Annotated in this window: 8 protein-coding genes and 2 pseudogenes; 8 read left to right on the top strand and 2 right to left on the bottom strand. The window is 66.5% G+C overall.

Features of this window, described 5'->3' with window-relative positions:
- Nucleotides 1-111 (top strand): annotated as a pseudogene (locus tag ABDV78_RS11375) (IS5/IS1182 family transposase); the annotation flags it as partial.
- Between the two features lie 230 nt (nt 112-341).
- Here ABDV78_RS11375 and ABDV78_RS11380 read toward each other — a convergent pair.
- A pseudogene (locus ABDV78_RS11380) lies at nt 342-512 on the bottom strand (hypothetical protein); the annotation flags it as partial.
- Between the two features lie 762 nt (nt 513-1,274).
- Between ABDV78_RS11380 and ABDV78_RS11385 the strand changes: the two are divergent.
- On the top strand, nt 1,275-2,297 hold the full coding sequence (locus ABDV78_RS11385; protein WP_343527535.1) for an IS110 family transposase: 1,023 nt from the start codon (nt 1,275-1,277) through the stop codon (nt 2,295-2,297).
- Nucleotides 2,298-2,535: 238 nt separating this feature from the next.
- Here ABDV78_RS11385 and ABDV78_RS11390 read toward each other — a convergent pair whose 3' ends face one another.
- Complete coding sequence (locus ABDV78_RS11390; protein WP_343527537.1) at nt 2,536-3,585, bottom strand: glycoside hydrolase family 43 protein; 1,050 nt, start codon at nt 3,583-3,585, stop codon at nt 2,536-2,538.
- 134 nt (nt 3,586-3,719) lie between these two features.
- On the opposite strand from ABDV78_RS11390, the gene ABDV78_RS11395 reads away from it, so the two are divergent.
- The 6 genes from ABDV78_RS11395 to nirD all read left to right on the top strand — a co-directional run bounded on the left by ABDV78_RS11395 (nt 3,720) and on the right by nirD (nt 11,046).
- Nucleotides 3,720-4,301 carry an ANTAR domain-containing protein gene (locus ABDV78_RS11395; RefSeq protein WP_343527597.1) on the top strand — a complete coding sequence of 194 codons (582 nt, stop codon included), beginning with the start codon at nt 3,720-3,722 and terminating at the stop codon, nt 4,299-4,301.
- Nucleotides 4,298-5,509 (top strand): CmpA/NrtA family ABC transporter substrate-binding protein, encoded by a 1,212-nt coding sequence (locus tag ABDV78_RS11400; RefSeq protein ID WP_343527538.1) that lies wholly within the window; start codon nt 4,298-4,300, stop codon nt 5,507-5,509. Before ABDV78_RS11395 ends, ABDV78_RS11400 begins: the two co-directional genes overlap by 4 nt.
- A gap of 262 nt (nt 5,510-5,771) precedes the next feature.
- Nucleotides 5,772-7,019, top strand: coding sequence for a nitrate/nitrite transporter (locus ABDV78_RS11405; RefSeq protein ID WP_343527539.1), 1,248 nt, complete (start codon nt 5,772-5,774; stop codon nt 7,017-7,019).
- Between the two features lie 3 nt (nt 7,020-7,022).
- Nucleotides 7,023-8,234, top strand: a complete 1,212-nt coding sequence (locus tag ABDV78_RS11410; protein WP_343527540.1) for an alginate export family protein — start codon at nt 7,023-7,025, stop codon at nt 8,232-8,234.
- Complete coding sequence (gene nirB, locus ABDV78_RS11415; RefSeq protein WP_343527541.1) at nt 8,234-10,711, top strand: nitrite reductase large subunit NirB; 2,478 nt, start codon at nt 8,234-8,236, stop codon at nt 10,709-10,711. The genes ABDV78_RS11410 and nirB overlap by 1 nt, the downstream gene beginning before the upstream one ends.
- A complete protein-coding gene (gene nirD / locus ABDV78_RS11420) occupies nt 10,708-11,046 on the top strand; it encodes a nitrite reductase small subunit NirD (protein WP_230482309.1) in 339 nt (112 codons plus the stop codon). Before nirB ends, nirD begins: the two co-directional genes overlap by 4 nt.
- Nucleotides 11,047-11,160: the final 114 nt, after the last annotated feature.

Consider the following 11,160-nt stretch of genomic DNA (forward strand, 5'->3'; position numbering starts at 1 on the left):
TGCCGCCGCCTCGCCAAGGACTGGGAGGCCTCCATCGCATCCGCCGAAGCATGGCTCCTCATCGCCTCCATCAGGCGAATGACACGCCGCATCGCCAAGATCGAATTATGAGTCGGGCTCTCAGTCTCGGCCCGCTGGCTGATGAGCAGATTGCCGAGCGGGTCGAACTTTTTGCTCTGGTCGTTATAGGTGCCGCGTACGCCGCCGGCGACCGTAAAGCCCTTTTCGAAGTCGAAGGGCCGGCGCGACCGGACGTTGATGAGCCCCGCCAGACCGGGCTCCAGCAGGTCGGCCGTGCCCGACTTATAGACCTCCAGCCCGGCCAGCGCGCCGGCCGGAAAATCCTGAAGCGCGGCGCGGCGGTTCTCGGCGGTGAAGATGTCCCGGCCGTTGAAGGTGGTGGCAACATCGGGCAGGCCGCGCACCAATACCCCGGTCACTTCGTCGCTATATCGGGTGACCTGAATACCCGTCACGCGCGCCAGCGACTCCGCCGCCGTATTGTCGGGCAATTTTCCGATGTCCTGCGCGACGATCGCCTCCAGGATCGCATCCGAATTGCGCTTGATCGATTGCGCACTCCCCAGGCTGGCGCGATAGCCGGTGACGACAATGTCGCGCGGATCACCCTGTTCCTCCTCCAGGCCGGTGGTCGATGCCTGAACAGGACTACGGCCCGGAACCTCGGCGATATCCTGCTGGATTCCTGCCGTTGTCTGCGTTTCGATCGGAGCATTGGGATCGGCCGCCTAACCTTTTTGCGGGGTCGTCCCCATCTGCGCATGGGCGGATCCCGCCATCAATGCCCATGGTGCAACCGACAGCAACAGAATGCGATGCTTCATAACCACTCCCCTGACCCGACCTGAATTTTCAGTGCCATGTGCGGGTTATTTGTCTGACTATCTCATACGGCCGTCAATCCGTGGATGACAGAAAGATGTATAACGTCTTCATATGTTGATTTTCTACAACACCAGGATGCTGCCCAGCTTCTCGATTGTTAGCGCAAACATTTGGATAATCGCTTATTCTTGCGACAAGCTATCCACCGCCCCTGCCAGGGCGCGCGCGCACCGACATGACACCGATTTGTCCGTCTAATAGGCTGGATCGGACGCCCACGCGACGACGGATCCTCCGAAAACATGGGGTAATCGCGGGAGCGGTACTCCGGTCTGTCACGAGATAGATGCTGGTGGCTGTTCCCCGATAAGATGGAAGAACGGGCTCACGACAGGAAGCCGGGCCCAGGCATCTGATGGAGAACAGCCATGGACGAGTATATCGGGCTCGACGTTTCGCTGAAAGAGACGGCGGTATCCATTCGGCGCGGCGGCAAGCGGGTCTGGCGCGGCAAGTGCCCGTCGGATCCGCAGGCGATTGCGGCGCTGGTCCGCGAGCGTGCGCCCGCGGCCAAACGAGTGGTGTTCGAAACCGGACCCCTGTCCGTCTGGTTCTTCCACGCGCTCACCGCGCAAGGAGTACCGGCGATCTGCATCGACGCGCGCCATGCCAAGGCGGCGCTCGACATGGCGGCGAACAAGACCGACGCCAACGACGCCGATGGCCTGGCTCACCTTGCCGAGGTCGGCTTCTACAAGGTGGTGCGGGTCAAGAGCTTCGACAGCATGCTGACGCGCACATTGGTGGCGGCGCGGACCCGGCTGGTGCGCATCGGGACGGAGCTGTCGAACCAGATCCGCGGCCTGATGAAGACGTTCGGCCTCGTCGTGCCGCTGGTCACCGGTGGCAAGTTCGAGCGCCAGGTCGAGGCGCTGCTGATCGACAATGCGGACCTGGGCCGGATCGTCCGCCCGCTGATGGAAGCCTGGCGGGCCGTTCGCCTGCGCGCAGCGGAGTTGAGCCGCACGCTGTTGGCGGACGCCCGACGCAGCGATGCCTGCCAACTCCTAATGTCCATTCCGGGCGTTGGCGTCGTGACCGCCACGTCCTTTCTCGCGGCGATCGAGGAGCCTGGCAACTTCAGGCGCTCGCGATCGGTAGGAGCGTGGCTCGGCTTGACGACCCGCCGCTACCAGTCCGGTGAGGTCGACTATGACGGGCACATCTCCCGTCGGGGTGACAGTCACCTGCGCGGGCTGCTCTATGAGGCCGCGACATCGTTGCTGACCCGCAGCCGGACAGAGTCCGATCTGCGTAGCTGGGGTCTGACGCTGCGGGAGCGACTCGGCTTCAAGCGCGCCGCAGTGGCCGTCGCCCGCAAGCTCGCCGTCATCATGCACACCATGCTGACCACCGGCGAACCCTTCCGCAGCACGACCGCTCCCGCCTGACCAAGAGCTCGCTGGCGCTGCAAGGCGCTTACGAGGCGTCCTGCCGGGACGTAGGCTGACCCATTCCGTGCCGTTCGTTGCACCAGTCGCCTGCCGGCGGTCCAGTGCGTCGAAAACATAGGAAGGGTCATCCGCGAAGCCCCATCATGCGGCGGCCCATGCCGACCGCGAAGACGACCATGCTTCCGGCAACGATACCTCAGATTTGTCTTGCAACCAGCGCGATTAGACGACGGACTCAGATCAGGGTCGGGCTATTGGGCGGTGGCCGCCCGAAATCGGGCGTCCCATCGGCGCGATAGCCGAAACGCTGGACGCGGGTATCGCGATTGGGATCGTAAAGCGGATCGCCCGTGATCTTCTCATAGTCGCGGGCATGATAGACCAGGACGTCGCGGCCCGCCCGGTCGACGGTGAAGCTGTTATGTCCAGGGCCGTAGATATGCCGCGCGGCATCGGTTCGGAAAACCGGCTCGGGCGATTTGGTCCAGGCGGCGGGGTCCATCAGGTCGGCATCGTCGCGCGCGGTCAGCATTCCCATGCAATAGCGCGCATCGGTGGCGCTGGCCGAATAGGTCATGAAGACGCGGCCGTTGCGGATCAGCGGCGCCGGCCCTTCCGCGACCTTGAAGCCCTGCACCTCCCAGGGCAGCGTCGGCACGGTCAACCGCGTCGGCCGCGCCGCCAGCGTCGTCGGCGTCGCCAGCGGCGCGAGATAGAGGTTTGAGTTGGTGTCGATCCCCGGCTCCTTCTGAGCCCAGGCAAGATAGCGGATGCCGCGATGGACGAAGCTGGTCGAATCGAGCGTGAATGTGTCCCACGGCGTCTCCAGTTGCCCCAGCACCGACCAGCGCCCGGTCAGCGGGTCGGCACCGTCGCATTGGAGGACATAGGTGCGGATATGGAACACGTCGCCACCGTCCCCGGCGGCGACATAGACATACCAGCGTCCGTCAATGCGGTGAATCTCGGGTGCCCAGATGTGCCCCGCCATCGTTCCCGACGCGGGCCGCCGCCACAACACCACCTCCGGCGCGCTCGCAAGCTCAGCGATACTCCTCGCCCGGCGCAGCACCACCCGGTCATATTCGGGGACCGAGGCCATGAAGGTATAGAGCCCGTCCTCCTGAAGCGCGATCTGCGGATCGGCGCGCTGGCGGATCAGGGGATTGGCCGCCTGCTCGCGACGCCCCGCCGCCGTCAGTGCGGTCCGCGCCAGTCCGGGGGCGACGGCGAACGCGGCACCGCCGACCATCAACATGCGCCGGGTCATCTCGTTGTTCGTCACGGCCTGTTCCTTTCCATGCGCCGGACCATGCGCCGGACCATGACCGCCTGGCAATGCGCCGCCATCGACCGGGGTATCGCGGTCGCGAAATGCTTCCCCTTGTCGGCGGGCGAATGACGCGGCATCAGGCCGCCATGCGGATCGCGATCATCGATACCAGCAGCACGCGCGCGGCGATCATTTCGGACGGCCTGCGCGAGGCGGGGCTGACCGACCTGGTGGTGATCGATCCCGCCGGGCCGCTCGCCGCGCAGGTCGAACGCGCCGCGCCCGAAGTCGTGCTGATCAATCTGGAGAATCCCAGTCGCGACGTGCTGGAGGATTTCTTCGCCATGTCGCGCGCGCTGGACCGGCCGATCGCGATGTTCGTCGACCAGTCGGATGCCGAGGCGACCATGGCGGCGGTCGATGCGGGCGTTTCGGCCTATGTGGTCGACGGCCTCGCCAAGCAGCGGATCAAGCCGATACTCGACCTCGCCGTTCGGCGTTTCCAGGCCTTCTCGCGGCTCCAGACCGAACTGGCCGAGGCGAAGACGGCGCTGGCCGACCGGCAGGTGATCGACCGGGCCAAGGCGATCCTCATGCGGCGACGCGGGCTGGACGAACCCGCCGCCTATGGCCTGCTGCGCAGCCACGCCATGACCAGCAACCGCCGTATCGCCGACGTGGCGGAGGCGATCGTGACCAGCGAGCAGCTGATGGGAGATCTGCCATGAGCCAGGACACCTTCCGCATCGGCTTCCTGCCGCTGGTCGACGCCGCGCTGCCCATTCTGGCGCGTGAACGGGGTTTTGCCGAGGAAGCGGGCGTCGCGATCGAGCTGGTTCGCGACATGACCTGGGCGGCGGTGCGCGACAGGCTGCTCTATGGGCATACCGATGCCGCGCATCTGGTCGCACCGCTCGCCATCTCAACCGCGCTGGGCCGCGATCGTCCTGCCGTACCGATGGCCGTGCCCTTCGTACTGGGACTGAACGGCAACGCGATCACCTTCTCGACCGCGCTGGGCGAGGCGGTGGGACTGGGCGAGACGCTGGGCGATCCCGTGGAGATCGGCATCGCCCTGAAGCAGGTGGCGGAGGAACGACGACAGGCCGGACGGCCGCTGCGTTTCGGCGTGGTGCATCGCCATTCCAGCCATAATTACATGCTTCGCTACTGGCTGGCCGGAGTCGGCATCCGTCCCGACAGCGATATCGAGATCGTCGTGACCAGCCCGCCTTTTGCGGCCGATGCGCTCGCCGCCGGGGAGGTGGACGGGATCTGCGTCGGCGAGCCGTGGAACTCGATCGCGGTCGATCGCGGCGTCGGCCGGATCGCGCTCGCCACCGCGCAGATCTGGCGGCGTGGCGTGGAGAAGGTGCTGGCCCTGCGCGGCGACCGGGTCGAGGAGCGCCGCGACGGCGTGCTGCGGCTGATCCGGGCGCTGCATGCGGCGGCGGCGCATTTCGTCGATCCCGCGACCGTGGAGGACAGCGCGGCCATTCTGGCGCGTCCCGAATATCTCGATGCGCCGGTCGATGCGGTTCTGCGCGCGATCACCGATCGCATCCGCCTCGTCCCTGGCGGGGAGCCGGTCCATTATCCTGATTTCATGTTCCAGTATCGCGAGGCGGCGAACTTCCCGTGGCGCAGCCAGGCGGGGTGGCTCTATGCGCAAATGGTGCGGTGGGAGGGGCTGCCCTTCTCCCCCGACGATGCCGCGACCGCGCAGGCGGTGTTCCGCCCCGACCTCTACCGCGCCGCACTGGCGGGCTCGGGCGCGCCGCTGCCGGGCGCAAGCTCCAAGCTGGAGGGGGCGCTGGTCGAACCGATCGGTGCGGGATCGACCCAGGGCAGACTGGTGTTGGGAAGCGACCGCTTCTTCGACGGGCGCGCCTTCGACCCCGATGACATTGCGGGCTATCTGGCCGATCTCCCCTGACAGACGGAATACCTGTCATTTTGCTGCGATTGCGAAAGGGGCTTGTGCGATCGCCATATTTAAGGCAATTTTCGAATCGTTCGGCAATGGCGTCGGACACGAGATAGCAGCGAACGCCGCTCCAACGACGGGGTAGCACGCTGGCGGAAGCGGGATCACTCTCGCATTCTGCTTGGAGGCAACGAAGCCGCCAGGATGTGACCCACGGGTCCACGTCCTGGCGGCTTTTTCTGTTTGGGCGATTGGCCCTCGGGGAGGCACGATGGCGACGGCATTCTGGGATGACACCAAAAAGCGGAAGGCGACCGATGACGGCGGCTTCTGGTCGAGCGGCCATGTGCCGACCCTGATCGCGGCATTTCTGTATTTCGACCTCGCCTTCATGGTCTGGGTATTGCTGGGCCCGCTCGCCCCGCAGATCGCGACCACCCTCGCCCTCACCCCGGCGCAAAAGGGCGTGATGGTCGCGGTGCCGACGCTGGCGGGCGCGGTCCTGCGCGTCGTCAACGGCCTGCTGGTCGACCGGATAGGGCCGAAGCGGGCCGGCGCGATCAGCCAGATCATCGTGATCGCCGGGCTTTTCTCCGCCTGGATGCTCGGCGTGACCAGCTTTGGCGGTACGCTCGCGCTGGGTGTCATTCTCGGCTTTGCCGGGGCCAGCTTCGCCATTGCGCTGCCGCTCGCCAGCCGCTGGTATCCGCCCGAGCATCAGGGCAAGGCCATGGGTCTGGCGGGCATGGGCAATTCGGGCACGGTGCTGGCCGCGCTCTTCGCCCCTGCGCTCGCCAAGCTGTTCGGCTGGAATGCGGTGCTGGGCCTGGCCTGCCTTCCGCTTAGCATCGTCTTCATCGCCTATATGGTCATGGCCAAGGACGCGCCCGGCGCGCCGCCGCCGCGCCGCTTCGTCGAGTATCTGGCGCCGCTGCGCCAGGCGGATGCATGGTGGCTGATGGGCTTCTATGCCGTCACCTTTGGCGGGTTCGTGGGTCTTGCCGCCAGCCTGCCCATCTATTTCACCGATCGGTTCGGCCTGACCCCGATCCAGGCGGGCTACGCCACCGCCGCCTGCGTCTTTGCGGGGTCGCTGGTGCGGCCGATGGGCGGGGCGCTGGCCGACGCGATCGGCGGCGTGAAGGCGCTGACCGGCGTTTTCCTGGCCGCCGCCCTGACGCTGACCGGCGTGGCGCTGGTCGATGGCTTTGCCCCCTCGCTCGCGCTGTTCGTGCTGTCGATGCTGGCGCTGGGTGTCGGCAACGGAGCGGTCTTCCAACTGGTGCCGCAGCGTTTCGCCGCCGAGATCGGCGTGATGACCGGATTGGTCGGCATGGCGGGCGGGATCGGCGGTTTCTACCTCGCCTCCTCGCTTGGCTTCGCCAAGCAGTGGACCGGCAGCTTCTCGCCCGGTTTCCTGATCTTCGCGGCGCTCGGTATCCTGGCGGTAACCGGACTGACGCTAGTGAAGGCCCGTTGGCGTCGCGATTGGGCGACCGCCGGAACGGTACGGATCTGAATTATGCGCGCCCTCTCCTCCTTCCTGCTCGTGTCGGCCTCCGCTCTGGTGGTGACGCCCGCCGCCGCGCAGACGGTGACGCTGAAGCCCCTGGCCGAAGCCCGGCTGCGCTGGGAGCAGGTCGATCAGGACGGCCTTCCCCAAAAATCGGATGCGGTCACCGCCCGCATCCGAACCGGGATGGTCGCGACCTCCGGCCACTGGTCTGCCCTGGCGGAGGCGCAGGGCAACCTGGCCATCGTCCCCGACTATTTCGACGGCGCTCACCCCGATCCCAACCGGCCGCTGATCGCCGATCCGCAGAGCATCGGCCTGTACCGCGCACAGTTGCAGTACCGGTCGGCTCCCCTGACCCTGACCATCGGGCGGCAGCGTATCATATTGGACGACGAGCGTTTCGTGGGGGGCGCCCAGTTCCGTAACAACGCCCAGACCTTCGACGCGGTGCGCGCCGAGCTGGTCCCCGTAAAGGGCCTGAAGGCGGATGTCAGCTATGTCTGGGGCATCCGCACCGTCTGGGGCATCGACGGCAACGGCATCCGCCCCCGCTCGATCGGCGGGAATACGGTACTCGCCAATCTGGGCTGGGCCTCGCCGATCGGCACGCTGAGCGGTTTCGCCTATCTGATCGACGAGGACGAGGCCGCGCTTCAGGGCTTCCGCCTGTCGAGCCAGACCTATGGCACGCGGCTGGCGGGCGCGAAGCCGATCGGCAAGGCCAAGCTCGCCTATCAGGCCAGTTGGGCGCGCCAGTCCGACTATCACCGCAATCCCAACCGCTATGCGGTCGATTACTGGCTGGCCGATGTCGCGCTCGACCTGAACGGTCCACGCTTGGGCGGCGGTTACGAAGTGCTCGGCGCGGATAAGGGCCAGGCCCTGACCAGCTTCCAGACGCCGCTGTCCTCGATCTTCAAGTTCCAGGGCTGGGCCGACAAATTCACCACCACGCCGCCCGACGGCATTCGCGACCTGTATGCCAGCACCGGCTGGGGCTGGAAGCAGATTGGCGCGGTCAAGGCGGTCAGCCTGTCCGCCATCTGGCACCGGTTCGAGAGCGACCGGCTGATCCGTCACTATGGCAACGAGATCGACTTGCTGGCGCAAGGGAAAGTCGGCCGCACCACCGCCTCGCTGCGCTACGCCGATTATCAGGCCGATCGCTTCGGCGCGGACACCCAAAAACTCTGGCTGCAATTGGACTGGACCATCTGATGGAACTCACCCCCGTCATCGCGGCGACCGATACCCGCGAGCACCTGATCGTCATCGGCAACGGCATGGCCGGTTGTCGCGCGATCGAGGAACTTCTGGCCCGTGATCCCGGCCGTTATCGTATCACCATCTTCGGCGCCGAGCCGCTGGTGAACTATAACCGGATCATGCTGTCGCCGGTGCTGGCGGGGGAAAAGACGTTCGACGAGATCGTCATCAACGGCCTCGACTGGTATGCCGACAACGGCATCACGCTGGTCAGCGGCGATCCCGTCACCGCGATCGACCGCGAAACGCGGACGGTGACCGCCAGGAGCGGCATGGTGCTGGACTATGACCGGCTGCTGATCGCGACCGGCTCCGATCCCTTCATCATCCCGGTGCCCGGCCATGACCTGCCCGGCGTCATCAGCTTCCGCGACATGAAGGATGTCGAGCATATGCTCGCCGCGGCCGAGCGGGGCGGCAGCGCGGTGGTGATCGGCGGCGGCCTGCTCGGGCTGGAGGCGGCGCATGGCCTGTCGCTTCGGGGGATGAAGGTCACGGTCCTCCACCTGATGCCGACGCTGATGGAGCGGCAGCTCGACGAGGCGGCGGGCTGGCTATTGAAGCAGGCGCTCGAAGCCCGTGGCCAGACCGTGTTGTGCGGTGCCGACACCGCCGCGATCGTCGGCGACGGCAAGGTGGAGGCGATCCGCCTGAAGGACGGCCGCGAGATCCCCGCCGATCTGGTGGTGATGGCGGTGGGCATCCGCCCCTCGGTCGCGCTCGCCCGTGCGGCGGGCCTTGAGGTCGGGCGCGGGATCAAGGTGGACGACCATATGGTCACCTCCGACCCGCGCATCCTGGCGGTCGGCGAGTGCGTCGAGCATGACGGGCAGGTTTACGGCCTGGTCGCGCCGCTCTGGGACATGTGCCGCAGCCTTGCCGATGCACTGACCGGCGCGCCCTCGGGCTATCGCCCCACCGCCACCGCGACCAAGCTGAAGGTCGCCGGGCTCGACGTCTTCTCGGCGGGCGATTTCGGCGGCGGCGACGGTGCGGAGGACATCGTGCTGCGCGACGCAAGCCGCGGCATCTACAAGCGCGTCGTGGTCAAGGAGGACCGGATCGTCGGCGCGGTGCTCTATGGCGATACCGCCGATGGCAATTGGTATTTCGACCTGCTCAAAAAGGGCGAGAGCGTCGGCGATATTCGCGACGCCCTGATCTTCGGACAGGCCTTTGCCCAGGGGGGCGCCTCCGCGGACCCTAAGGCGGCCGTTGCGGCGCTTTCCGACGATGCGGAAATCTGCGGCTGCAACGGCGTGTCCAAGGGCAAGGTCTTCGCCTGCATCGACGGCGGCGCGCACAGCCTGGACGCGGTCCGCGCGGGCTGCAAGGCGTCGGCGAGCTGCGGCTCGTGCACCGGCATCGTCGAGAGCCTGTTGGCGATCCGCCTGGGCGGCGAGGTCGAGGCGGGGCCGAAGACGATGTGCAAATGCACCAGCTTCGGTCACGACGATGTCCGCCGCGAGATCGTCGCGCAGAATATGCGTTCGATCCCCGAGGTGATGCAGAAGCTGCACTGGTCGACCCCCGACGGCTGTTCGTCCTGCCGCCCGGCGCTCAATTACTATCTGCTCTGCGCGCTGCCCGGCGAATATGTCGACGACCAGCAGAGCCGCTTCGTCAACGAGCGGATGCACGCCAACATCCAGAAGGACGGCACCTATTCGGTCGTGCCGCGCATGTGGGGCGGGATCACCAGCCCGAAGGAACTGCGCGCGATCGCCGATGTGGTCGAGAAGTTCAACGCCCCGATGGTCAAGGTGACGGGTGGCCAGCGGCTCGACATCTTCGGCATCAGGAAGGAGGACCTGCCCGCCGTCTGGGCCGATCTGAACGCGGCGGGCATGGTTTCGGGCCACGCCTATGGCAAGTCGCTGCGCACCGTAAAGACCTGTGTCGGCTCCGAATGGTGTCGCTTCGGCACGCAGGATTCGACCGGCCTGGGCGTCAAGCTGGAGCGCGCGACCTGGGGGTCGTGGATGCCGCACAAGTTCAAGATCGCGGTGTCGGGCTGTCCGCGCAACTGTGCCGAGGCGACGATCAAGGATTTCGGCGTCGTCTGCGTCGACAGCGGCTATGAACTCCATGTCGGCGGCAATGGCGGGATCAAGGTCCGCGCCACCGACCTGCTCTGCAAGGTCGCGACCGAAGCCGAGGCGATGGAGATGTGCGCCGCCTTCATCCAGCTCTATCGCGAGGAGGCCCGCTATCTGGAGCGGACCGCGCCGTGGATCGAGCGGGTCGGGCTGGCCTATATCCAGTCGCGCCTCCTGCCGGACGAGGAGGAGCGGGCCGAACTCGCACGCCGCTTCTTCTTCTCGCAGCAATTCTCGCAGGACGATCCCTGGGCGGAGCGCGTCGCCGGGGCAGAGCGCGAAATCCATGCGCCGATGGCGCGCTTCCAACCTGTCGGAGAGATGGCATGATCGGCGAATGGCTCGATATCGGCTGGGTCGAGGAAATCCCGCTGCGCGGCAGCCGCACGGTGCAGGTCGAGGGCGGCGACGACATCGCCGTCTTCCGCACCGGCGAGAATAGCGTCTTCGCGCTGCTCGACCGCTGCCCGCACAAGCATGGGCGGCTGAGCCAGGGCATCGTCCATGGCGGTGCGGTGGCCTGCCCGCTGCACAACTGGCGGATTTCGCTTAGCACTGGCGAGGCGCTGGGTGAGGACAAGGGCTGCACTCCCACCGTGCCGGTGAAGATCAGCGGCGGCCGCGTACTGATCTGCCGCGCCTCGACCCTGAAGGCGGCGGCGTGAGGAGCAGCCACCTCCATCTCCCCACCGGGGTACGGGTCGGGGGGAGGGGCAGGTGTCTCACCAAGAACGCCGTCTCTGCGAGACCCGGCCCCCTCACCCCACCCTCTCCCCGAG

The organism is Sphingomonas sp., assembly GCF_039594485.1.
Taxonomy (GTDB): domain Bacteria; phylum Pseudomonadota; class Alphaproteobacteria; order Sphingomonadales; family Sphingomonadaceae; genus Sphingomonas.

What these genes read in the sequence shown, in the direction of transcription:
- ABDV78_RS11400 (WP_343527538.1), top strand. Translation starts at nt 4,298, where the DNA reads ATGAGCCAGGACACCTTCCGCATCGGCTTCCTGCCGCTGGTCGACGCC.
- ABDV78_RS11405 (WP_343527539.1), top strand. Translation starts at nt 5,772, where the DNA reads ATGGCGACGGCATTCTGGGATGACACCAAAAAGCGGAAGGCGACCGAT.
- ABDV78_RS11385 (WP_343527535.1), top strand. Translation starts at nt 1,275, where the DNA reads ATGGACGAGTATATCGGGCTCGACGTTTCGCTGAAAGAGACGGCGGTA.
- nirD (WP_230482309.1), top strand. Translation starts at nt 10,708, where the DNA reads ATGATCGGCGAATGGCTCGATATCGGCTGGGTCGAGGAAATCCCGCTG.
- ABDV78_RS11395 (WP_343527597.1), top strand. Translation starts at nt 3,720, where the DNA reads ATGCGGATCGCGATCATCGATACCAGCAGCACGCGCGCGGCGATCATT.
- ABDV78_RS11410 (WP_343527540.1), top strand. Translation starts at nt 7,023, where the DNA reads ATGCGCGCCCTCTCCTCCTTCCTGCTCGTGTCGGCCTCCGCTCTGGTG.
- nirB (WP_343527541.1), top strand. Translation starts at nt 8,234, where the DNA reads ATGGAACTCACCCCCGTCATCGCGGCGACCGATACCCGCGAGCACCTG.